This window comes from Myroides albus (genome assembly GCF_009711045.1).
Classification (GTDB): Bacteria; Bacteroidota; Bacteroidia; order Flavobacteriales; family Flavobacteriaceae; genus Flavobacterium; species Flavobacterium album_A.
Genome location: NZ_WMJX01000011.1, coordinates 24943 through 50170, shown reverse-complemented (window position 1 = coordinate 50170; position 25228 = coordinate 24943). Strand labels below are relative to the sequence as shown.

At 34.7% G+C, this 25228-nt stretch carries 22 protein-coding genes; 14 read left to right on the top strand and 8 right to left on the bottom strand.

Annotated features, from left to right (window positions below; all coding sequences use genetic code 11):
- The first annotated feature begins 88 nt into the window (after window positions 1-88).
- From GJV76_RS07075 to recA, 3 genes are all read left to right on the top strand, one after another.
- Entirely contained in the window at window positions 89-2659 is a 2571-nt protein-coding gene (locus GJV76_RS07075; RefSeq protein WP_155091944.1) for a DUF2339 domain-containing protein, read from the top strand.
- Between the two features lie 17 nt (window positions 2660-2676).
- A complete protein-coding gene (locus tag GJV76_RS07070; protein WP_155091943.1) occupies window positions 2677-3912 on the top strand; it encodes a hypothetical protein in 1236 nt (411 codons plus the stop codon).
- A 424-nt stretch (window positions 3913-4336) separates the two neighbouring features.
- Window positions 4337-5341, top strand: a complete 1005-nt coding sequence (gene recA, locus GJV76_RS07065) for a recombinase RecA (protein WP_155091942.1) — start codon at window positions 4337-4339, stop codon at window positions 5339-5341.
- A 224-nt stretch (window positions 5342-5565) separates the two neighbouring features.
- On the opposite strand, the gene GJV76_RS07060 is transcribed toward recA, so the two are convergent.
- Window positions 5566-5868 (bottom strand): hypothetical protein, encoded by a 303-nt coding sequence (locus GJV76_RS07060; RefSeq protein ID WP_155091941.1) that lies wholly within the window; start codon window positions 5866-5868, stop codon window positions 5566-5568.
- Between the two features lie 716 nt (window positions 5869-6584).
- Between GJV76_RS07060 and GJV76_RS07055 the strand changes: the two genes are divergently transcribed.
- A complete protein-coding gene (locus tag GJV76_RS07055) occupies window positions 6585-7556 on the top strand; it encodes a hypothetical protein (RefSeq protein WP_155091940.1) in 972 nt (323 codons plus the stop codon).
- Between the two features lie 57 nt (window positions 7557-7613).
- Here GJV76_RS07055 and GJV76_RS07050 read toward each other — a convergent pair whose 3' ends face one another.
- On the bottom strand, window positions 7614-8372 hold the full coding sequence (locus tag GJV76_RS07050; RefSeq protein WP_155091939.1) for a lysophospholipid acyltransferase family protein: 759 nt from the start codon (window positions 8370-8372) through the stop codon (window positions 7614-7616).
- A 141-nt stretch (window positions 8373-8513) separates the two neighbouring features.
- Between GJV76_RS07050 and trpS the strand changes: the two genes are divergently transcribed.
- Window positions 8514-9494 (top strand): tryptophan--tRNA ligase, encoded by a 981-nt coding sequence (gene trpS / locus GJV76_RS07045; RefSeq protein WP_155091938.1) that lies wholly within the window; start codon window positions 8514-8516, stop codon window positions 9492-9494.
- Window positions 9495-9529: 35 nt separating this feature from the next.
- On the opposite strand, the gene dprA is transcribed toward trpS, so the two are convergent.
- Complete coding sequence (dprA, locus tag GJV76_RS07040) at window positions 9530-10648, bottom strand: DNA-processing protein DprA (protein ID WP_155091937.1); 1119 nt, start codon at window positions 10646-10648, stop codon at window positions 9530-9532.
- Window positions 10649-10837: 189 nt separating this feature from the next.
- Between dprA and GJV76_RS07035 the strand changes: the two genes are divergently transcribed.
- From GJV76_RS07035 to asnA, 5 genes are all read left to right on the top strand, one after another.
- On the top strand, window positions 10838-11761 hold the full coding sequence (locus GJV76_RS07035; RefSeq protein WP_155091936.1) for an HU domain-containing protein: 924 nt from the start codon (window positions 10838-10840) through the stop codon (window positions 11759-11761).
- A 76-nt stretch (window positions 11762-11837) separates the two neighbouring features.
- Window positions 11838-12350: an acyl-CoA thioesterase gene (locus tag GJV76_RS07030; RefSeq protein WP_155091935.1), complete on the top strand. Its 513-nt coding sequence runs from the start codon at window positions 11838-11840 to the stop codon at window positions 12348-12350.
- 8 nt (window positions 12351-12358) lie between these two features.
- Window positions 12359-13147, top strand: a complete 789-nt coding sequence (locus tag GJV76_RS07025) for a S1/P1 nuclease (protein ID WP_155091934.1) — start codon at window positions 12359-12361, stop codon at window positions 13145-13147.
- A gap of 1988 nt (window positions 13148-15135) precedes the next feature.
- A complete protein-coding gene (gene hflX, locus GJV76_RS07010; protein WP_155091933.1) occupies window positions 15136-16368 on the top strand; it encodes a GTPase HflX in 1233 nt (410 codons plus the stop codon).
- A gap of 268 nt (window positions 16369-16636) precedes the next feature.
- Window positions 16637-17641, top strand: coding sequence for an aspartate--ammonia ligase (asnA, locus tag GJV76_RS07005; protein WP_155091932.1), 1005 nt, complete (start codon window positions 16637-16639; stop codon window positions 17639-17641).
- A 64-nt stretch (window positions 17642-17705) separates the two neighbouring features.
- Here the strand turns inward: asnA and GJV76_RS07000 are convergent, their stop codons facing one another.
- Genes GJV76_RS07000 through GJV76_RS06980 form a run of 5 tightly spaced genes read right to left on the bottom strand, consistent with a single transcriptional unit; the run spans window position 17706 to window position 21109 of the window.
- On the bottom strand, window positions 17706-18551 hold the full coding sequence (locus tag GJV76_RS07000; RefSeq protein WP_155091931.1) for a DUF3078 domain-containing protein: 846 nt from the start codon (window positions 18549-18551) through the stop codon (window positions 17706-17708).
- A gap of 45 nt (window positions 18552-18596) precedes the next feature.
- Window positions 18597-19112 (bottom strand): DUF2480 family protein, encoded by a 516-nt coding sequence (locus tag GJV76_RS06995; RefSeq protein WP_155091930.1) that lies wholly within the window; start codon window positions 19110-19112, stop codon window positions 18597-18599.
- 2 nt (window positions 19113-19114) lie between these two features.
- The gene (locus GJV76_RS06990; RefSeq protein WP_155091929.1) at window positions 19115-19435 is read right to left on the bottom strand and encodes an SUF system Fe-S cluster assembly protein; all 321 of its coding nucleotides are present in this window, start codon (window positions 19433-19435) and stop codon (window positions 19115-19117) included.
- 12 nt (window positions 19436-19447) lie between these two features.
- Complete coding sequence (locus GJV76_RS06985) at window positions 19448-19867, bottom strand: SufE family protein (protein ID WP_155091928.1); 420 nt, start codon at window positions 19865-19867, stop codon at window positions 19448-19450.
- A 27-nt stretch (window positions 19868-19894) separates the two neighbouring features.
- The gene (locus GJV76_RS06980; RefSeq protein ID WP_155091927.1) at window positions 19895-21109 is read right to left on the bottom strand and encodes an aminotransferase class V-fold PLP-dependent enzyme; all 1215 of its coding nucleotides are present in this window, start codon (window positions 21107-21109) and stop codon (window positions 19895-19897) included.
- A 190-nt stretch (window positions 21110-21299) separates the two neighbouring features.
- On the opposite strand from GJV76_RS06980, the gene GJV76_RS06975 reads away from it, so the two are divergent.
- Genes GJV76_RS06975 through GJV76_RS06960 form a run of 4 tightly spaced genes read left to right on the top strand, consistent with a single transcriptional unit; the run spans window position 21300 to window position 25006 of the window.
- A complete protein-coding gene (locus GJV76_RS06975) occupies window positions 21300-22145 on the top strand; it encodes a heme/hemin ABC transporter substrate-binding protein (RefSeq protein WP_155091926.1) in 846 nt (281 codons plus the stop codon).
- A gap of 5 nt (window positions 22146-22150) precedes the next feature.
- Window positions 22151-23182, top strand: coding sequence for a FecCD family ABC transporter permease (locus GJV76_RS06970; protein WP_155091925.1), 1032 nt, complete (start codon window positions 22151-22153; stop codon window positions 23180-23182).
- Window positions 23182-23955 carry a heme ABC transporter ATP-binding protein gene (locus GJV76_RS06965; RefSeq protein ID WP_155091924.1) on the top strand — a complete coding sequence of 258 codons (774 nt, stop codon included), beginning with the start codon at window positions 23182-23184 and terminating at the stop codon, window positions 23953-23955. The genes GJV76_RS06970 and GJV76_RS06965 overlap by 1 nt, the downstream gene beginning before the upstream one ends.
- A 10-nt stretch (window positions 23956-23965) precedes the next feature.
- Window positions 23966-25006 (top strand): hemin-degrading factor, encoded by a 1041-nt coding sequence (locus GJV76_RS06960; protein WP_155091923.1) that lies wholly within the window; start codon window positions 23966-23968, stop codon window positions 25004-25006.
- Window positions 25007-25228: the final 222 nt, after the last annotated feature.

Here is a 25228-nt window from a genome sequence, read left to right as displayed (position 1 = left end):
TATTATTTAACTAATTTTACAAAATAACACTACTTGAATTTGCGAGATAGGAACTTCAAGAACTATTATTCATTTAAACTACGCATGTATGGATGGTTTTTTAACACTTTGCTTTATAGCAATCATTGTACTATTACTCGTTATAAACAGTAAGGTAAAAGGACTAAATAATAATATAGACAGTACAAACAAAAAAGTCAATACAGCTTTGAGTATGTTAAATGGTTTATATGAAAAGATGCAGCGCCTCGAGCAGACATTAGGAACAGCAGATCAGATAGCAAAAAAACCTATACAAACACCTGAACCTGCAAAAAAGGAAGAAACAAAAAGACCTGTTGCACCAATATCTAATCCTATAGAGCGTGCTCCAATACCAGAAGTTCGCTCCACTGATACGGCACAAAAAGAAAATTACAAAAAGGTCGATGAGCCAATAAAACAAGAAGCTGTACCTCCTACTGAGGAAAAAATAGAACCGAAGATTTCAGAAAATATTTTGAAAATAAGTGCTCCTGAAATTAAGAAAGAGGACACAAAACCGACAAAGATCACAACTGCAACATCTACTGATCATTTTCAAAATAAACTATTACAACAGTTAAAGAATATCAATTGGCTTAACACTATTGGAATTTTCACACTCGTATTAGGGATAGGTTTCTTTGTTAAATATGCAATTGATCAAAATTGGATAAATGAAATTGGCCGTGTTGCCATCGGAATACTAACAGGGGGAATTTTAATAGGAATCGCCCATAAACTTAGTCAGAAATATCACGCCTTCTCCTCCATACTCATGGGAGGTGGTTTTGCAACATTTTATGTTACGATTACCATTGCTTTTAGAGAATATGAAGTATTTAATCAGATTACAGCTTTTGTTATTTTAATCATCATCACCGTACTCTGTGTACTACTTTCAATTGGATATAAGCGACAAGAACTGACTATATTTGGGTTGATTGGGGGGATGTTAGCTCCGCTTTTAGTGAGTAGTGGCTCAGGCAATCATTTAGTCCTTTTCTCTTACATTTTACTACTAAACAGTGGTGTTCTAATTGTTGCCTACAAAAAGGAATGGTTTATTGTAAACAAATTTAGTTACGTCTTAACTATCTTATACTTCTATACATGGGTAGTATCCAAATATAAAGTAGATTACATCTTGTCTGCTGCCATATTCAATATCTTGTTTTTTATACAATTGGGTGGTTTTATGGTTCTGCGCTACCTCAAAACCAATATCGAAAAGATTCAAATAAGACAACTTATATTCTTTTCGCTATTAAATATCATTATTTTAATAAATGCTATCAAAATTTTCCACAACAAAACGGAGGTTAACTACCTGGGGGTATATCTTATATTATTAGCACTGATAAATGTAGCCTTTTTGGTTATCATAAAGAAAACAACAAAATTTGAAGTTCATTCAAATTTAGGCTACACACTATTGGGATTAATAGTAGGATTTGTTTCCTTGAGTATTCCCATGCAATTAGATGGAAACTATATCACAGTAGCCTGGGCAGTGGAGATGGCTGTACTATATTTCATTTGGAATAAAACCAAGGTTAATTTGTTCCGCATGGGATTCTTTATCCTATCCATACTTACCTTGATTTCCTATATTTATTCTGCAACACTATTCAATCCTGTGGAAATATACGAGGATTTGGATCCTACTCCAATTTTGCCAATTATAATAAATAAATTTACAATGACTGGTATCTTTTTTATACTGTCTGTTTATGTGATTAAAAGATTAGCAGCAAAAAGCGAAATAGACGAAAGTGAAACTAAGGGATTGAAAAACATAGCAATGCTATCAAATACTAACATTCATCAAATCATGTCAGTATCCTTCTTAGCACTGCTATATATTGTTCCTATTTTAGAATTAAGATATCAAATAACGGTTAGAATTGAAAACTTAAGCCCGACAGCTTATATGCAAACGTTTAAAAACGTAGCTATAATCACCTTTACTCTTTTCTACACCTTCATTTTTGTACTCAGATACAAACAGTCTTTTAGTAAAGCATACTATCAAATTATCTTCGCAGTAACGGTCATACTCCTGTTGATATACAACATAAGGATAAGCCATCTTCGCAGTGAGATCTTCATGCGAGATGTATATCCTAAAGCCTATTTTCTAATCCATTTTATAGCTATTGTGGTAGGTATGTCCTTGCTAATTTGGTTATACAAAAGGCAGAAACAAGCAGATAAAAAAAATAGAATCATTTACCTAATCATCTTGTTTGTCAGCATAGTAAGTACCTTGTCTGTAGAACTTGACAACCTCAGCATTTGGATAATTAATGATGTCGAAAGATATACTTCTATTTTAAGTAATGTACATTCGTATGGTTACCCAATTTTATGGGGATTATTAGCTATGGTTCCGATGATTGTAGGAATAAAACAAAACGATGTTGACTTGAGAAAGTTATCCTTAGGAAGTTTTGCATTAATCATTGCTAAATTTTACTTGTACGATGTCTGGAACATGACTCAAGGTGGAAAGATAATCTCATTTGTCATCTTAGGTATAATCTTATTAGTTGTTTCATTTATGATGGAACGCATAAAGCTTCTTGTCAAAGACCAAGATCAAAATAATGATACCTCATCTATCACAAAGGAGTAATAATTAAAGAATCTCTAATGAAAAAAATATATACAATAGCGCTTGTCATACTGAGTACCTACTTTTTAAGTACTCAAGTAGGACATGCTCAATCCAAAACATATACAACTACTATTGCTCCTATAACAGAGAGTGGTTATTACAATATTAAACTAGACAATAGAATAGCAGGTGAAGCTAGTAGCAACTTCTCTAACCTGCGTATAATGCAACGAGATAGTTTAAGTTTTGCAACAACAGAAGTACCATACTTTATCAGAAATGTACAACCGACTTCTAAAGAAACAAAAATCATTGAATACCAAACATCTACCTTAGTAGAACGAGATAGTATTAATCGATTTGTTATACACAATCCTGAAGCAAAAAAGGTCTCAGACTTTTACATCAATATCAATAAAGCGGACGTATCTATACACGCATCTGTACGTGGAAGTAATGACAATCAAAGCTGGTTTATAGTAAAACAAAAAACTCCTATTTATACTTATACATCGTCAAATGATAGTGAAGTAACTTTGTTTATCACTATACCAGAAGGTCGCTATAAATACTATGAGATGGAATTGATCAATAATCAATCCGCTCCTTTAAAACTCAATAAAGTAAGCACTGCTGTAGATACAAAAACCTATGGACAGTTTAGCCCTACTTTACTAAAGTATGCAGATAGTAAAGTCAACAATAAAAACAAAACGTCTATACTATACTTTGCAAAACAACAATATCAATATAGGCTAAATAAGCTATTAATAGAAATAGACTCTCCAAAAGATTATTATCGAAAAGCGATTTTAAGAGACTCTCTAACTAAAACTAATATCTCATTTATACTCTCATCTAAAAATCGAAATGAGTTTATACTAGATGATATATTAGTACAGAATCCGTATATCGAAATCTACAATGGAGATAATACCCCCTTAGTAGTCAAAGCAGTTAATACATATTCATTAACACGCTTCGCTACAGCTTACCTAAATGCCAATACGTCGTATACTGTAAATATAATAGGAGACGAGTATGATACCCCAGAATATGATATACAACACTTTAAAAATGATATACCGTCATCACTTCCTATAGTAGAGACTCATGATTTTCAATTCAATCAATTTCAAAAAGCAAGTCCGGAGGAAATAAAAAAAGCAAATAACGCCATACAATCTATTATACTATGGGGAGTAATAATCATCGTAGGGCTTGTCATCGCATTAATCTGCTATAAAACATTCAAAAAGCAAGATAACTAACAAGTTTTCAATTTTATATCACCCCAACGAACAAAGTGCTCATTGGGGTGTTCTTTTTTGTTTAAAAATCACGATCATATCACCTAAAATTACTTACAAGTCAATTCTGAAAAAGCCAAGTAACACAAATTAGCAGTGAGCGAAAAAGAACAAAATCTACCTCTGAGATTGACAAACCCCTATGCGTACTCCAGGCAAATTCCCCCCTACGCGAAGTACTTAAATAGCCAGCTATTCCCTTAAGGTACATGGCTAAAGCTTACACAAAAAAAAGAATTAAAAACAAAAGCTATCACAATACTGAATAATGTAGCAGTTTACTTCCATAAAACTGCTATAATTTATAGCATAATGATTATACACTCTTGGCAAGTAAATAAATTATATTACTTTTACATCAGTAAGAACCTATTTTTGTAATAAAATGAGTGCAGATAAAGAAGCAAAACTAAAAGCGTTACAGCTAACGCTAGACAAACTAGATAAAACTTACGGTAAAGGTACTGTAATGAAATTAGGAGATACAGCTGTTGAAGAAGTTGAAGTGATTTCGTCAGGTTCTCTAGGGGTAGACTTAGCTTTAGGTGTAGGAGGATATCCAAAAGGAAGAATTATAGAGATATATGGACCCGAATCATCAGGTAAAACGACCTTAACGCTACATGCAATTGCAGAAGCTCAAAAAGCAGGAGGTATAGCAGCTTTCATTGATGCGGAGCACGCATTTGATCGTTTTTATGCACAAAAATTAGGTATCGATATTGACAACCTTATCATTTCTCAACCTGACAATGGGGAACAAGCACTTGAAATTGCAGAAAATCTAATTCGTTCAGGTGCTATTGACATCGTTGTTATTGACTCTGTAGCTGCCTTAACTCCAAAAAGTGAGATTGAAGGAGAAATGGGAGATTCTAAAATGGGATTACATGCTCGTTTGATGTCTCAAGCATTAAGAAAGCTTACTTCTACGATTAACAAAACGAATTGTACTGTATTCTTCATTAACCAGTTGCGTGATAAAATTGGTGTGATGTTCGGTAACCCAGAGACGACAACAGGTGGTAATGCCTTAAAATTCTACGCATCGGTTCGTGTTGATATCCGTAAGTCTACTCAAATAAAAGATGGAGATAACGTAATCGGAAACAGAACTAAAGTAAAAATCGTTAAGAATAAAGTGGCTCCTCCATTTAGAACAGCGGAATTTGACATCATGTATGGGGAAGGAGTTTCTAAAGTAGGTGAAGTACTTGACTTAGCAGTTGACTATGAAATTGTAAAGAAAAGCGGTTCTTGGTTTAGCTATGGAGATACTAAATTAGGACAAGGTCGCGATGCAGTAAAAGCAATCATCAAGGATAATCCTGAATTAATGGAAGAACTTGAAGAAAGAATTAAAGAAGAAATCAAGAATAAAGAAGCTTAAAATATATTCTATCCATATACATAAGCCCTCTAATAACGCAAGTTGTTAGGGGCTTTTTTTTAATATTGTAATCTCACACTATGCAGTCGTAACAACAACAAGTACGATAGCTAAACCTAAAAAGGCTTGAGTAGCCATTTAATCATATGTATTCCCAAAGTACCCTTCTACTGATTAAAGCACAGAATTATTGGTAGAAATAAGAGATTTACTCCCCAATCTATTTATCGCATCTCTGGTCCTAAAAAAACACTATATGCAAAACACCACATGACTAGATAAGCAATCAGACCAAGTATATCAACATATTTTTCTTCTTTATCTGCTTCGGGTGAAGAAGCGTTGCGAACAACGAATCTTACATAACAGATAACTGATATAAAAATCAAAAAACTCATGAACCAAGCTGAAATAAACTTACTCAGTAAACCATGTGATCGCTCAATAACCAAATATGCTAATAAGAAGGGAATACTACCACAAATAGTACGCAAAGCTACTCTACCAATCAGACGCAAAATATTCATACACACAATAATTATTAGTAACACTTAAAAACTGTAAGTCAGCACTCAATACGTTAACAAAACACTGACAACTAAGAAAACAAACAGATAAACAAATAACCAAAACAACGTAAGCCAATCTATATATCGCTGTGATTTTGAGTATTTAGTAAACAATCGAATAACAATCACCAATACGTACAAAAACACAAGGCAACACAAAAACAGCAAAGCATAGTAAAACCTCCACTGTAAATCAATACGGCTGGGAGACGTGAAAATACAAATGCCAGATACAACAATGAAGATAACCGCAAATATTGTCAAACGCTCACGCAACTCTTTTCGAAACAACTGATATTCAGAAAGCATATATTACTATTAAAATACAAGAAGAAATTACAATAGCTATCGATAAAGAACTCAAATACTCCACAAATAGAAAGGAATGACTCAAAACTTTTTACCTCTCCAAAACAGAGAGTCTTTTCGGTAAAGATCCAAATTCTTCAATAACATTAAAAAACACACAATAAATTAACTCGAATACAACGCATACATATCCTAACATCCACACGCAACAAACTCATTCTAAGTTTTTATTATAAATTTAATTAAAAATAGTCATAAATACTGAGTAATCACACCTTAAACACATGTATTAAAAAAGTATTTTTAACTATGCAGCCTGTATTGAAAACATTAGTTTTGCACTTTTAAAAACTCAAAAATTCACTATGAAATCAAGACTATTAGCACTATTGCTAACAATTACAACCTTTCTAAGTTGTGATGATCCCTTCAAAAGACAAGATTTTTATCTATCCAATCCAACTGACAAAGAAATTACAGTATCTATAGATGATAAAAAATACACCTTAGCACCCAATACTTTTGAGGTACTAAAGTTAGACAGTGGAATACACCAATTAGAATACAATGGACAAAAAAATAAGTTCAATGTATTCAAACAAAACTCAGGAGGAATTATCAACCCAACTTTAGAACCACACTATATCTTCTCGATGGTATACGCTACAGAAGGCAACTTTGACAAATTTCGTTCGACTGCGAGAGAAGTAGTTATTGATGATGTACTTTATCAAGATAATATTAAATCGACAAATGCTCTTTTTATAGATAATAACCTATACAGATGTACGTACTTCTTAGGTGAAGAATACCCTACTGAACAGATTACACATAATAAAAATGCAGTTGGTAATTTTTTCAATAAATTCTTTACTAAGGCTGAGTTCATCGCTTTCTACGATGAAGATTTACCTGCTGAGAACAAAGGTTTTCACCAACAAAATAAGGTTGCTGGTGGTGTATGTACCATAACAGAACCAAGCGTTTTAGAATTAAAGCTGCCAATTCTTACACAAGCATCAGATCCTAATAACAGTTCTTTGAATGAAGATCTTTTAAATAAAGCAGATTCACAGGAAATAGATTCTCAAGAAGACAATCCTTATGCAGATTTAGTTGCCTCGTATAAAAAAGAAATGCAGTTAGTCGAAGAATTCAAAATTTCTACAGACACTGAACGTCAGAAAGAAATTCAAAAAGAGCTATTTGATCTCTCTATGAATCGTACTAAGCTTGACATTAACTACAGGAATCTGTCAACCGAACAAAACCAATCTATGAATGACTTTGTTCATGCCAGTGGAAGAATTTCTGGAGCTGGAATAATACAACTGTAAACCATAAACCAAACTATAATTAAAAAGCGATGAGATCCTGTAGATCTCATCGCTTTCCTATTTCTTAGCATATTGATTCTCCCAGTTCAATACCGGCTTATAGAGCAAATCAAAAGCTGTCTCTTTAAGTTCTTTCTTGTGTTCTAAAGTAAGGCCCTTTGTTTCGATACACGGAAACACCTTAACAGGGACTACGCCAGGATGACCAATTCCCCAAACAAAAGGAAAAAAGTGTCTTAAATGCCCAAAGGCAAAGGGCACAATCGGAATTTGATGATCTATAGCCAAGCGAAAGGCTCCATCTTTAAAACTATCTAAGATTATCGTTCTATCGTCGTTGACGCCACCTTCGGGAAAAATACAAATACTAAGTCCCTTATTGATGCGATCTTGTGCACTATCAAAAACTTTCTTCTTACTTCTCGCGTCCTTTCGGTCAACGAGAATACAAGTGCGTTTATAGAAGAAACCAAAAATAGGCAACTTGGATAATTCAGCTTTTCCAACAAATACAAAAGGATTGTCTTTGACCAAGATAAGCATCATCATTATATCTAACATAGAAGTATGGTTGGCAATCAACATATAACTCTTGCCTTTCTCAATCGGGTGATTTTCTTCAATATGGAACCTCATCCCTATTCCATAAAAAGTAAGTATGGCCCATAACCTCGCCAATTTAAAGAAATAAGAGTAGGTCTTGTCTGACCAAATGGTCAACAACAAAAAAGGGGATAGAATCAAGATCACAATGACCATCCAGATATAAAACCACAATCTCCAAAGCGAACTGAAAAATACAGCTAAACTGTTCATCGTATGTATTTGAATAATGTTTATAAACTAAACTCAAAAATAAACAATTCTACTTCCGTGAAAGCACATTAGCAGTAAAAACACAGTCTATAAAATTCATTTCACTTATCTTTGCTACTTTAAAATAATTAATATCACGCAATGGCTAAAATTCTAACAGGAGTTCAAAGCACAGGAACTCCACACTTAGGGAATCTTTTAGGAGCTATTCTACCTGCAGTAGAAATGGCAAACAGAAAAGATAATGAGTCTTTTATTTTTATTGCGAACTTGCATTCAGCAACGCAAATAAAAGACGCAAAAACGTTACAAGACAATACCTATAGTGTTGCGGCTACTTGGCTTGCTTGTGGTGTAGACGTTAATCATGTAACTTTTTACCGCCAGTCAGATGTACCGCAAACAACTGAACTTACATGGTACTTAAGTTGCTTCTTTCCATTTCAACGTTTAACATTAGCCCATTCGTTTAAAGATAAAGCAGATGTTTTATCAGATGTTAATGCTGGTTTGTTTACCTATCCTATGCTAATGGCTGCAGATATCTTGTTGTATGACGCAGAGTTTGTCCCTGTTGGAAAAGATCAGTTACAGCACTTAGAAATCACTCGTGATGTAGCCTCTCGATTCAACCACCAAATGGGTGAAACTTTTGTATTGCCAGAGGCTAAGATTCAAGAAGAAGTAATGGTGGTACCTGGTACTGACGGAAACAAAATGAGTAAATCAAGACACAATACAATTAATATCTTCCAAACGGATAAAGTATTGCGAAAAGAAGTAATGAGCATTGAGACTGATAGTACACCACTTGAAGAACCAAAAAACCCAGATACTTGTAATGTGTTTACCATTTATAAACTATTAGCTACACCTGAGCAAGTTGAAGCTATGAGAGCTAAATACTTAGGTGGTAACTATGGCTATGGACATGCTAAACAAGAGCTATACGAACTAATCGTGGATAAATTCAAAGAGGTTCGCGAAAAATATGAATACTATATCAACAACCGAGAAGAAGTTGACCGCCTATTAGGTATTGGTGCAGAAAAAGCATCTGTAATCGCTACAAACACATTGAATAAAGTAAGAGAAAGACTTGGATATAATGTGAAGAAATAAACAGTGAAGTCGATAACTAAGGTTATCGACTTTTTTTATACTATTTCAAAATATCGACCTGGCAATGGACGGATCAAACCCTTTAGCTCCAAATTTAGCAAAGCATTACTGACTTTGTAAATAGGCAGCTCTGTCCCTAAAGCAATGAGATCCAACAGCTCCCTTTGTTCTACTACGAGGTAATCGTACACCGCTTTCTCATCCGCTGACAAATCAACAAATAATTCTGGTTGAATTGACTTGACTTTTCTACTTTCCTGATTCCAATTTAATCCCTCTACTATTTCCTTTGAACTGGTGAGGAGTTGAGCGCGTTGAGTGCGTATCACTTCATTACAACCTTGGCTTGTAATATCATTAATTCGACCAGGAACGGCAAACACTTCTCGATTATAATCATTAGCAAAAGATATAGTACTCATTGCCCCCCCTCTTAAGGCACTTTCGATAACAATCGTCGTTTGACTAAGACCGGCAACGATGCGATTGCGCTGAATGAAATTTTCTCGATCGACTTTGCTATAAAGAGGAAATTCGGTTAAAATACTACCCGACTTTTCAATTTGTTGAGCGACAAACTTATGCTGTTCTGGATAAATACGCTCAAGACCATGTCCGAGTATAGCTACAGTTTGTAAATTACAATCCAAGGCAGCTTTGTGGGCACAAATATCAATACCATAAGCCAAACCACTTACGATGATAGGATTAAACTCTGCTAAGTCACTGATAATTTTCTGACAGAAATCCATACCTCTACTACTCGGTTGTCTTGTCCCAATAATGCTAATCACTTTCCTATCTGACCAATCAAACAAGGCAGAAGATGAATAAAGTAAGATAGGGCAATCAATACACTGTTTCAATAAAAAAGGATACTTATCACTTAGGAAATAATACACCGTAATATTGTGCTTTATAATCGCCTCAATTTCAGCATCTGCTCGCTCTAAAACACGCTTATCACTCAACTTCCTTAACAAGAGGTCACTAATCTTAGGTACGAGCATTAACTCTTTTGAAGATAAGAAAAACACTTGCTTTGCACTACCAGCAAATTCAATCAAACGCTTGGCTAATATAGGCCCAATACCATTAACTTTAGTCAGTGCTATTGCGTAAAACAATTCCTCTTGAGAGATATCTGCATTCATAATTTGCTAAATATTAAGACAATTTGTATCTTTATTTAATCAACAAAAACCACTCCAAAAAAGCGTAATATAAAGGGAAACACAAGTAATTAATTAAAAGGAAATCAAACACTTATTCCTTTATGAGAATCCCGAAAATATTTGATAAAAACATTTGGTTTAAGTTTGGTTTAATGTAATTTTGCGTTTATGAATATACAGGCTTACATATCGACATTACTATATCGTTACCAATGTGTAATCGTTCCAGGTTTTGGTGCATTCTTATCAGAGATGCAATCTTCTTACTTTGACGAAAAGACAAATTCGTTTTTTCCTCCTACTAAGAAGCTATCTTTCAATGCAAACATCACCAACAACGACGGTTTATTAGCTAACCATATTGCAAGAGTGGAAAACATTGCTTTTGAACAAGCAACAAAGGCTGTAAAAGAAGTAGTTTCTCAGTGGGAAAATACCTTATTGAAAGAAGATAGTTTAACAATCGAGGGAATCGGTAGTTTCCACACAAATCAAGAAAACAAACTTGTATTTGAACCGATTGAAAATGATATCTTATTAAAAACGTCATTTGGCTTATCAGCAGTTAATGTAACGCCAATTGTTCGTACACCACTTATTACAGCTATAGAAGAAAGTGAAACTAATCGAAGAAGACCTGTATTCAACTTCTTTAAGTATGCTGCTATGCTTGCTGTTATTGCAGGAGGTGGAGCAATAGTTGTCAATGAATATGACTCTCATGTAGAGAAAGAAATATTACAAATGGAAAAAACGGTACAATCACAAGTACAAAACAAAATACAACAAGCTACATTTGTAATTGAGCCATCTGCTACAACAATTACCTTACCCGTAAAAGAGGAAATTGAGCAAAAAAATGACACGCCTTATTACATTATCGCTTGTGCCTTCAGAAATGGAGAAACAGCACAACAGGAGGCTTTAAAATTAAAAACAAACGGATATCCAACAGCACAAGCATTGGAGCGTACAAAATACGGCATGTATCCAGTAACTTACGGAGGATATACTACTCAAGCAGAAGCACAAAAAGAATTGAGAAGAATCCACAGTAAACTAAATAAAGATGCGTGGATATTAGTACAATAAACAATATAACGAAATCCTGAAAACGAAATGTTTTCGGGATTTTTTATTTGTACTATATTTGCCGAAAATAAAACAAATGGACGCAAAATTCGTATCTGCATCAGCTACCTATATGACTGATTTAGTTTTACCTGGTGAAACAAATCCTTTAAATAATATGTTTGGCGGTGAATTATTAGCAAGAATGGATAGAGCTGCAGGAATCGCAGCAAGAAGACATTCGCGTAGAGTATGTGTAACAGCATCAGTAAATCACGTAGCTTTTAATAGACCTATTCCATTAGGTAGTGTTGTAACCGTAGAAGCTAAAATATCAAGAGCATTTAATAGCTCAATGGAAGTATATCTTGATGTATGGATTGAAGACAGAGAATCTGGCTCAAAAAAGAAAGCTAATGAAGCTATCTATACTTTTGTAGCAGTAGATGATACAGGACATCCGGTTCAGATTCCAGAAATCATTCCAGAATCAGATTTGGAAAAAGAAAGATACATTGGAGCATTAAGACGCAAGCAGTTAAGCCTTGTTTTAGCAGGAAAGATGAAACCAAATGAAGCAACTGAACTAATTGCTTTATTTCAAGAATAATTAGACGTATGAAAAAACTTCTTTACTTTTTAATTGCAATACTATTTACAATGCAAACTACTGAAGTGTTTGCTTGGGGTACAACAGGTCACCGAGTTGTATCAGAAATTGCAGAAAGAAACTTAACTAAAAAGGCTAAAAAAGAAATTAGCAAAATTATAGGCAAACAGAAATTAGCTTATTGGTCAAATTGGCCAGACTTTTTGAAGTCAGACCCTTCATGGAAGTTTTCTGATTCATGGCATTACGTTAATTTACCAGGCAACTTAGACAGAGCTGCATTTGATGAAGAACTGGCTAAATCTACTGACGAAAACTTATACAAAAGAACCTTACTCTTAATAGAAGAACTGAAAAGTGATAAACTAAGCTTAGTCGAAAGACAACAAAAGCTATACTTCCTTATTCACATTATCGGTGATGCTCATCAACCACTACACATTGGTAGATTAGAGGATTTAGGGGGAAATAGAGTAAAAGTAGAATGGTTTAGAAAACCGACAAACCTTCACAGTCTTTGGGATTCGGCTTTAGTTGATTTTGACAAATACAGCTATACAGAATATGCTACTGTCTTAGATGTTCACTCAAAAGAATACAACAATAACCTTACAAAAGGATCTTTAGAAGATTGGTTATTTGATTCTTATTCGATGGCTAACAAACTTTATGATAGCGTAGAAGAAAGTGAATCATTAAGCTATAGATACCACTTTGATCACAAAGATGATGTAGAAATACAACTTTTAAAAGGAGGGCTGAGATTAGCACAAGTTTTAAACGAAATCTTCAAATAAGAAAAGGCAGAACAATATGTTCTGCCTTTTTGCTTTATAATTTATTTTTAGTCTATTATTATCTCGAATAAGTACTTCGACTACTTGAACTTGAGCTACTACTTGAAGGACGACTATAACTGCTACTTGAGCTACTCGGGCTGCTGTAAGACGAACGACTATAACTGCTACTTGAGCTACTACTTGAAGGACGACTATAACTACTGCTTGAGCTACTCGGACTACTGTAAGACGAACGACTATAGCTCCTACTTGAAGGACGACTATAGTTACTACTTGAGCTACTGCTCGGACTACTGTAAGACGAACGACTATAGTTACTACTTGAGCTACTGCTCGGACTACTGTAAGACNACTATAACTGCTACTTGAGCTACTACTTGAAGGACGACTATAACTACTGCTTGAGCTACTCGGACTACTGTAAGACGAACGACTATAGCTCCTACTTGAAGGACGACTATAGTTACTACTTGAGCTACTGCTCGGACTACTGTAAGACGAACGACTATAGTTACTACTTGAGCTACTGCTCGGACTACTGTAAGTTGAACGACTATAACCGCTGCTTGAGCTACTTGGACTGCTGTAAGTTGAACGACTATAGTTACTACTTGAGCTACTGCTCGGACTACTGTAAGTTGAACGACTATAGTTACTACTTGAGCTACTCGGACTGCTGTAAGTTGAACGGTTATAATTACTTGAATTAGCTGACTTACTTCCGCTATAAGACGTACGGCTATAGCTACTATTATTACTATTAGCGTTATTATTGCTATAGCTATTTCGGCTATACGTAGTTCTACTATAATCACCTATAGACTCTTTTCTACCGGCATTCAAATCTTGGTAATTTGTATATCCTGCGTCTTTATAGGTTGTTCTAAATGATTTTTCAGGGTTTTGTTTTTCGTAATAAGTTGTACGATTACTGCTATAGACTTGTTCAGCAGTTCGACTATATCTATATGGGTGATAAAAATAGTTGTTGTTGTAATCAATATGAGCGTGGATATGCGTAACATAACGATGTGTAGCATATGGCGAATATCCATAGTAATAACTTGGATAATAATTCCAATACCAACTTGAATGATAAGGTCTATATGAGCTTACCCAAAACAGAGAAAATAAAGGAGGTGTACTATAATACACTGGCTCATAGATATAATTCGGTCCATAAAAATATGGATTACCTACAAACTGTACGTACGTTGTCCCTCTGCGATTATCTTTTTCCACTTCAATAGTAAGAACATCTTGGTAGCGGTCAGCTCCCAAAACAGCTTGAACAATAATAACATGGGTATAATTCTCAACAACTTCCACAACACGTAGATAATCTACATACCCGTCATTGTTTAAATCTAAGTTAGATATCCTAAGTTCAGGATCGTTTAATCGGTATTCAAAATCAGCCAAATCAGAAGATTGACCAAAAATAGAGGCAACTGCTTGAATATCTAAATTATCACTTATCCCATAGCTTACAGCTTGAACTGTCGTCTTTTGGGCATAGAGTGACATACTCAACAAAGCAACTATTAAACCTATAAAATATTTCAATTCTCTCATAACAATCATTTTTAGATAGACTCATCTATTGCAATCAATAGATGCAATAAACATACCATTGATATAAAGCAAGATACAGAAAAAGACTATACACGACTTATAATAATAACTTAAATTCAACAAGAGTATTGTATTGTCGCCTTACTACTAAAGGAAACTTTCTGAGGCAATACAAGTTAGAATACCCACTTTAGATTTAAAAATAGTTCAGTACAAATTCATAGAACATCACATAAAAACAAGATAATTGATAGAAAGAAATATACATACAGGAAAATCAAAGCGCACATTGTGTAATAATCTCATGTAAACAACCTACTTAAAACAATGTTTTTGAAGTAAATACATTTTTTGAGAAGTGTAGCATATAGTCTTACATTTTTAGTAATTTTGCTCTATAATTCAGATATATGATTGAAAAAGAAGAAATAAATTTTGAACGCTCAGTAATAGTTGGAATTATTACTCAAGATCAAGATGAGTCAAAATTAAACGAATACTTAGATGAGTTAGAATTTTTGACATTTACAGCAGGAGGAGAAGTCCACAAACGTTTTTCACAAAAAATGGATAAACCAAATCCAAAAACATTTGTTGGAACTGGAAAAATGGAGGAAATACATCATTATATCGTTGAAAATGATATACACACCGTTATTTTTGATGACGAATTATCTCCTGCACAACAAAAGAACATATCTAAGATACTCGATTGCAAAGTACTTGACCGTACAAACCTAATCTTAGACATTTTTGCCCAAAGAGCACAAACGTCTTATGCGAGAACACAAGTGGAATTGGCACAGTTTCAATATCTCTTACCAAGGTTATCTGGTATGTGGACACACTTGGAGCGTCAGCGAGGTGGAATCGGAATGAGAGGACCTGGAGAAACAGAAATTGAAACCGATAGACGTATAGTTCGCGATAGAATCTCACTTTTGAGAGATAAACTAAAGGTAATTGACAAACAAATGGCTTCACAGCGCAGCAACCGCGGTGCTATGGTAAGAGTGGCATTAGTTGGGTACACCAATGTTGGAAAGTCAACTTTAATGAATGCAATTGGAAAAAGTGAAGTATTCGTTGAGAATAAATTGTTTGCAACGTTAGACACTACTGTTCGAAAAATTGTAATTGGAAATCTACCATTTTTGCTATCTGATACAGTTGGATTTATACGCAAATTACCAACTCAATTAGTAGAGTCATTTAAAAGTACTTTGGATGAGGTAAGAGAAGCTGACTTGTTATTACACGTAGTTGATATATCTCACCATGATTTCGAAGATCACATTGCATCAGTTAATGAGATTCTAAAAGATATTAAAAGTGATGATAAACCAACTATCATGGTTTTTAATAAAATAGACGCTTATGTACCTGAGACAATCGAAATAGATGATTTGATGACAGAGCGCACTTCAAAACACTATTCTATTGACGAGTGGAAAAACACATGGATGAATAAAGTAGGGCAAGATAACGCTATTTTCATCTCTGCTACCAACAAGGAAAACTTTGAAGAGTTTAGAAAGAAAGTGTATGAAAAAGTACGTGAAATACATATTACACGTTTTCCATATAACAACTTCTTGTATCCAGATTACGACCATTTATTAGAACCTGGAGGTGAAGAATAAGTAATTTGTTTATAAATATTTACTGTTAAAAAATAAAAGTAAAAAAAAAATTACTACATTTACACTTACATAAAAAACAAAGATTATATGTATCAATCATTAAATAATAATATCTCTAATAATAATTTGAATTCGCCGTACGATTCAAAGAGGGATGCTATTGTTTTTGATTTAAGTTAATTATATATTATTTCATTATCCGTTTAAAGCTCCTCTTTCGAGGAGCTTTTTTTTGCTTTAAACTGAAACATTTTAAAAATTAAATATCATGAGTAAACAAGAAATTTTACAAACCGAAGAAGCCATTGCACTAGTTAAGAAAACATTTTCTCAAAACTTATGCAATGCATTGAACTTGTACCCTATCTCATCTCCAATGATCGTGAATGAAGGAACAGGAATCAATGATGACTTGAATGGTATCGAGCGTCCAGTGTCGTTTCCAGTAAAATTTCTTAACAATAATCACGGTGTTGTAGTCCACTCTTTGGCGAAGTGGAAAAGAATTCGCCTGAAAGAATTAGAGCTAGAAGTTCATGAAGGTATCTTAACGGATATGAGAGCTTTGCGTCCTGATGAAGACAGTAGCCCAATACACTCAATCTACGTAGATCAATGGGATTGGGAATTAAAGATTGACAAAGTAGATCGAAGTTTGAGTTACTTAAAGAAAATTGTGAGACTGATCTATCAATCCCTGCTAAACACGGAAGAAGAAGTTCACTTGCAGTATGGATACGAAAGAGTATTGCCTAAAAAGCTATCTTTTATTCATTCTGAGCAACTTTTACAACTTTACCCTACACTAACTCCAAAAGATAGAGAACATGCCATAGCGAAAGAATATGGCGCTGTATTTATCATAGGAGTTGGCTACAAATTAAGCAACGGAGAATCCCATGATAGTCGCTCAAGTGATTATGACGATTGGAGTACTATCTCAGAAGACAAGTACCACGGTTTAAATGGGGATTTGCTTGTATGGGATGAAGAGTTGAGTCGCTCATTAGAATTATCTTCCATGGGGGTTCGAGTAGATAAAGATGCATTGGAACATCAATTGGCCTTAACTGGATCACAAGACAAATCAAAGTTATACTATCACAATTTATTGTTGACGGATCAGTTACCACTATCCATAGGTGGTGGATTAGGACAATCGAGAATATGTATGTTTCTCTTAAAGAAAAAACACATTGGAGAAGTCCAAGCAAGTATTTGGCCAGACCAAGTAAGAGAAGACGCAATAAAACAAGGCATCAACCTTCTATAATAAAAAAGGCACAATACGCTAAATCGTATTGTGCCTTTTTCATATTCTTTAAAAGATAGCTTTCTTAGAAATTATAGCTTAAGCCAACTCCTAATACTTCTCTTAACTGAAATCCTTTGTAAGCTTGGTCATCGTAAACCGCTTGGAAAGTAAAGTTAGTTGATAAGTACTTGTTGATTTTCATCACTAAGTTCAATTGATAGTCAACTACAACGTTTCCTGGTTTTTCTAAATAATTAGAATAAAGGTTTAAGATATTCTCAGCAGATACATTCTCCATAATGTCGAATTTGTAGTATCCGTTGATAGACATCCCCAGTTGATACTCCATTGATTTTCCTTTCTCAACACCAAAAGCGTCTCCAAAATCAGTAAAATGACTGTGAACGAAGATAAATCTCGAAGTTGCAGGAGCAATGTTAACTTTTAAGTTATCATTTTTCTTCCACAACATACCAGGTCCGATTTGTAAGTAAGCAGGAGACATAAAGTGTGAATTGTATCCACCGTCTTTATCTGTTCCTCTATCCATTTGTGTCTTAAAGTTTAAGAATAATGAATAGTACCAATTGTTAGACGCTTGCTTACCTAAAACTGAATTCAACTCTAAACGGTCATTAGTTTTCTTTTGGTCCTCCCCTTTTAGCTTCGTAAAACCATAGTTCACGATTAACTTGTTATCCCAAGTCCAATCCTCTTTTTGGTAATTCAAATCATAATTCAAATTCAAATTTCCAGAAAAGTTATTATCTCCACCAGCTTGCCAGTTTGAGAAACTCGATTGGCTCACAAGAACTGCAAAGTTCCCTTTAGATTTCCATGGACCAGTTACTTCCGTAGTCTCAGCTTCTTGAGCATGAGATGAATAAAAAGCAGAAACAGCTAATAAACTTAATAAGAATTTTTTCATATTGTTAAATTTTTAAACAAAAATATAAAATCCAAATAATGCGATCTATTTTTTAAGACTTCGCTTATAAACAGGTACTGCCGAACAGGCTTCACCAAACATAACTGAGCGAGCGTGTTCCATCATCAATTGAGTAGACAAAACGTAGGCCTCCTCTGGGATTGCCTTATTTGAGCACCCTTTAATAATAACTGGTAAATCCCTATATTCAGCGTAATTTATACTAAATAAAATTTCTTGATAAATTGATTTTTCCAAATGTGCTTTATCACCTAAAAACACACGTTTTGCAACAGGTTGTAGGTGGCTGGTTAAAACCATATACGCCCAAGCAGGTAAAATCGCATCTGTTGAACAATACAAACCTACATACGCATTTTGATATTGATTCCAATCTACTTCCTTCAAGGCAGCTCTAAACTCTTTCTCACGCAACACAAATCCCTCATACAACCATTGAGCAATGTCTATCTCTAATCGAGGATTAGTAGGATAATAGTCCTCTAAGTCGAAAACTTTCAAAGCACTATTGGCAACTTTATTTACAATTTCTCCTTCCATAATTACAGCATTCCCAACTCTAACTTAGCTTCTTCACTCATCAAGTCTTTTGTCCAAGGTGGATCAAATGTAAGCTCAATTTCAACTCCTTTGACGTTGTCAATAGATTTGACCTTCTCCTCTACTTCCATCGGCAGTGTTTCAGCCACAGGGCAGTTTGGTGAAGTTAAAGTCATCAGAATTTTAACATCATTTGTTTCATTTACGAATACGTCGTAAATCAATCCTAATTCATAAATATCTACAGGAATCTCAGGGTCATAAATAGTCTTAAGAATACCTACGATATTTTCTCCTAATTTTTGTACATCTATTTCTTCCATAATTTGCTCTGATTAATTTTTAGCTTGATAAGCTAAGGCATACATTTTAATTTGTTTAATCATCGAAACAAGACCATTTGCACGCGTTGGCGATAAATGCTCCTTTAAACCGATATCGTCAATAAACCCAAGGTCTGCATCCATAATGTCAACAGCCTTCTGTCCAGAAAATACCCTAATCAGAATAGCTATAATCCCCTTCGTTAAAATAGCATCGCTATTTGCAGTGAAAAAAACGTTTCCTTCACTTTCTTCAGCATGCAGCCAAACTTGCGATTGACAGCCTTTAATTAAGTTTTCAGCTACTTGATATTTCTCGTCGATTAACGGTAATGACTTACCTAATTCGATAATATACTCGTAGCGTTGCATCCAATCATCAAACATTGAAAACTCATCAATGATTTCTTCTTGTGCTTCTTTGATTGTCATATTGTTTTTTCTTATTATTATTCTCTATTACGAAAGCATCATTTTAGCCTTCTTTACAGCTTCGACTAAGATGTCAATCTCCTCTTTGGTATTGTAAAAACTAAAAGACGCTCTTACTGTCCCAGGAATACCGAAAAAGTCCATAATCGGCTGCGTACAGTGGTGACCTGTTCGTACTGCAACACCCAATTTATCGACAATTACCCCAATATCATAAGGGTGAATTCCCTCAATATTAAATGAAATCACCGAAGTTTTCTCTTGTGCCGTACCTATAATTTTCAATCCTTCAATTTCCAACAAGCGCTTTGTTCCATACTCTAACAGTTCGTGTTCATAAGCAGCAATATTGTCAAAGCCAATCCCATTCAAATAATCAATGGCATGACCTAAGACAATTCCCCCTGCTATGTTAGGAGTTCCAGCCTCAAACTTATGTGGTAAACACGCATAAGTTGTCTTTTCAAATGTAACTGTTTTGATCATCTCTCCTCCACCTTGGTAAGGAGGCAGTTTATTCAACCACTCCTCTTTTCCGTACAAAATCCCAGTACCAGTAGGTCCGCAAACTTTGTGTCCTGAAAACACATAAAAGTCACAGTCCAACTCAACAACGTCAGGGCGTATATGTGGAGTAGCTTGAGCACCGTCAATTAGAACTGCCGCACCGAACTGATGAGCCTTCTTTATAATCTCGCGAATTGGGTTAATAGTCCCCAAAGCATTAGAAATATGTGACACTGCCACAACCTTTGTGTTCTCATTCAAAAGCTTATCGTATTCTTCCATGATAAGCTCTCCATGCTCATTCATCGGAATGACCTTTAAAGTAGCACCTGAACGCTCACAAGCGAACTGCCAAGGCACAATATTAGAGTGGTGTTCTAAAGCAGAAATGACTACCTCATCACCTGCTTTTAATAAGCTACCAAAACCATTAGCTACAAGGTTTATACTAAAAGTAGTCCCAGCAGTGAAAATAATTTCGTGGTTGTGCTTAGCATTTATATGATTTTGTATTTTGGCTCTAGCTTCTTCATATGCATCGGTAGCCAATTGGCTTAACGTATGTACTCCGCGATGAATATTTGCATTGATTGTCTCGTAATACTTGATTATAGCATCCTCGACAACTTTTGGCTTTTGAGCAGTAGCCGCATTATCAAAATACACTAATGGCTTTCCATTCACTTGTTGTGTAAGAATTGGAAAGTCTTTTCGAATTGATTTTATATCTAACATACTACTATTCAATTTTATTACTTAATAATTCCTGTGCTTTTAAAGTAATGCACAATTCACAGCAAAGATAATCAATACTATACTTTTCAGTACAATATATTAATTTAAAATTAATCTAAATATGTTTTGTTCCGGAGCAAAAACCTCATATTTTTGCCTCAATTTAGATTCAATTCAAATTAGTATAAAAATGAAAAAACTTATTGCATTAACACTCTTAACCCTTGTGTTCATTTCTTGTAACCAAAAGAAAACAGAACAACCGCAAATCGAAGAAAGAATCATCTCTTTGAATGGAACGATAACTGAAATCTTAGTAGAATTAGGTAAAAAAGATAATATCGTAGGTGTCGATGTTACAAGTACTTATCCTGAGGATATAAAGAAAACAGCTACAGATTTAAATCACACGAGTAAAATATCAATAGAAAGCTTAATGTCTTTGAAACCAACGACTATATTCGCTATCACAAAAGACATAAACGAAGATCTTAAGAACCAAATTGCCAATTCAGGAATAAAATTAGAGTTAATAGATCAAAAGTACACTGTACAAGGAACAAAGGACTTAGTAAAGCAAATAGCAACATCCTTAAACATAACAGATTATGAGCACATCAGTGCTAATATCCAAAAAGACATGGAAAATCTACACCAATTTGAAGTAGCTCCAAAAGTACTATTCATATACGCAAGAGGAGCATCTATGTTGATGGTAGCAGGAGATGAAACCCCTGTAAATAACATCATTCAATTAGCTGGTGGTCAAAATGCGATAACAGAATTTAAAGGTTACAAACCATTAACTCCCGAATCTCTTTTAAATACAAATCCAGATTACATTCTAATGTTTACTTCAGGAATCCAGAGTATGGGAGGCGTTGATGGCGTTTTAAAAATTGAGGGAATAGACAAAACCAATGCAGGAAAGAACAAGAATATCATTGCAATGGACGGGCAACTTTTAAGTGGATATGGACCGAGACTTGGCCAAGCAACAAAAGAGCTTAACACCCTATTCGCTAAACAACAATAAACAAAATGCAAAGAAAACTCTCTTTTTACCTTATAATCCTTTCCATTCTATTAATTACAATTGCGTTAGTATCAATTTTCATTGGAGTTTATAAGTTTGAAGATGGAAGCATCCAAACAATAATCAAAATCATCTTTACCCAAGAAGAAGTAACCCCAAGTGATAGCTATGTGTTTTTAGACGTGCGATTACCACGTGTCATTATGGCTATTTTAGTAGGTGCCGCGCTATCGCTATCTGGAACAACCTTACAAGGAATGTTCAAGAACCCTTTAGCATCACCAGATCTAATTGGAGTTACAGCTGGTTCAGTACTATTTGCAGCAATAACAATTGTACTTGGGCATTATATTAAAGCTTACATACCAGAGGCAGTTCACTACTCCTTATTGAGTTTAATGAGTTTTATAGGTGCCATGATAACGATGACGTTCGTGTACAGAATGTCAACCTCAAAAGGAAAGACTAATGTAAGCGTCCTACTTTTGTCAGGTGTTGCTATCACAGCACTTACAGGGGCAGCCACAGGACTACTAACCTATATCTCAGAAGAAGAAGAATTGAGAAACTTAACCTTCTGGACTTTAGGAAGTCTCGCTGGAGCTACGTGGACAAAAGTAAGCATCTTAGCAGTCGTGATGCTTATTGCCGTAATACTGCTAATAAACAAAGGCAAATCACTGAATGCCATGATGCTTGGAGAAAATGACGCAGCACACTTAGGTATCCCAGTAGAAAGCATCAAGAAACGCATCGTATTGCTTTCTGCATTGATGGTAGGTACCTCTGTTGCCTTTTCTGGTACTATAGGATTTGTTGGTCTTATTGTACCCTATATATTGCGTTTAATATTCAAATCAAACTACTACTATATACTCCCACTTTCGACAATATGTGGAAGTATTTTATTATTAGTTGCGGACACTTTGAGTAGATCTATTATACCGCCTTCAGAGATACCAATAGGAATATTGACATCAATCATGGGCGCACCAGTATTCATAGCAATCTTAATAAGATTCAAAAAGTCACTATAATGATACAAGCACAAAAAGTAAACTTTAAATCTCGAGAAACTTACATCATAAATGAAATAGACTTCAGTTGTGAAAACGGTGAGTTTATAGCGATATTAGGACCTAATGGTGCAGGTAAGTCCACTTTCCTGAGTGTTTTGGCAAATGAGTTACACCAAAAGGGAAATAAGATTCTACTGAAATCATGTGAATATGACAAATGGTGTGATAAAGAATTACCTAAGCACAAAGCGAAGTTCTCTCAACACCACAACAACGACATTCCCTTGAACGTAGAAGATGTAGTCATGATGGGGAGATATCCCTATTTTGATCACACTCCCTCTGATGCAGATAAAAAGGCCATTCAACACAGTATGGAATGCATTGATATATGTCCTTTAAAAAGCAGGGAATACAATCATCTCTCAGGGGGTGAAAAACAAAGAGTACACTTAGCAAGAGTACTGTCACAACTCAACAACGATGTGGAGAACAAACTATTATTCTTAGATGAACCACTCAATAATTTAGACGTACTACATCAGCATAAAATATTAGAATTGATTAAAGATTTTACGGCTAAAGGCAATACAGCTATTGTAGTCTTACACGACTTAAACTTAGCTGCGCAATTTGCCGATAAAATCTTATTACTACAAAAGGGACAAAAAGTATCTTATGATATACCAGAAAATGTACTTACACAAGAAATAATTTCTCGTGTTTACAATTTCCCTTGCGTGGTAACTAAAAATCCAGTTAACAATAATCCCTTAATCATTTTTGGGTAAATTAGAAGACATGAACAAAGAAACACTTACTTTAAAGGAACGTTGGGCTGAATTAAAACAGCAGAATCCTCACTTGAGAATACGAAATGCAGCTACAGAACTAAACGTAAGCGAAGCTGAACTATTAGCTACACAAATTGGAGAAACAGTAACAAGATTAAATACAAACTTAGTTGAACTTCTATCGGAGATTGAACAATTAGGTAAAGTAATGGCATTGACAAGAAACAATGAATGTGTTCACGAAAGAAAGGGCGTGTATAGCAACCCAGATTTTTCGTCTCCTCATGCAGGATTATTTGTCAATCCCGATATAGATTTGCGCATATTCTTAAGCCATTGGACTAAGGCGTATGCAGTAGTAGAGATGGCAGGTGACAAAGAGAGAAAGAGTTTACAATTCTTTGGAAAAGATGGAGAGGCAATTCACAAGATATACCTAACCCCTCAAAGTGATGATTCAGCTTTTGATGCCTTAGTCAAAAAGTACAGATCAGACAACCAAGACTCACATGAGCCAACAGAAGCCTATCAGGTTAATCTCGATGAGAAATTAGATGAAGAAATAGACGTAAAAACTTTTCAACAAGAATGGAAAGAGTTAAAAGATACGCACAACTTCTTCTCTCTTTTAAAGAAACATCACTTGACAAGAACACAAGCATTGCGTTTAGCGCCTGATGAGTTTCACGCCAAACAGATAAGCAAAGAAAGCATAATCACCATGCTCGAAAAAGCAGCTGAGATGCAAACACCAATAATGGTATTTGTAGGAAATAGAGGAAATATACAAATTCACACTGGTGAAGTAAAACGCCTGATGTGGCACCAAAACTGGTATAATGTATTAGACCCAGACTTCAATATGCATTTGGATATGGACAAAATCGCCCAAACATGGATTGTGCGAAAACCAACTGAAGACGGTATCGTAACTGCCATTGAAGTATTCAATGAAATGGGGGAAATAATAGTACAGTTTTTTGGCAAACGAAAACCTGGAATACCAGAACTTCAAGCATGGAGAGACATCGTAGAACCCTTGTCGTAATAAACCATAAAAAGACCTTAAATTAATTTTTAAGGTCTTTTTATTTATGCTATTATCAAAAAGAAAAAAACAACATACTTTACAACAACGTTGAGAATAATCGTGCAATAAACAGAGAGAAATAAAAAAATATACAACTACACTAAAGCGAGAAATTTAAATATGATAAATACAAAAAATTACAATAATTAAGTTATTAATACTTTGTTGATAACTAATTCA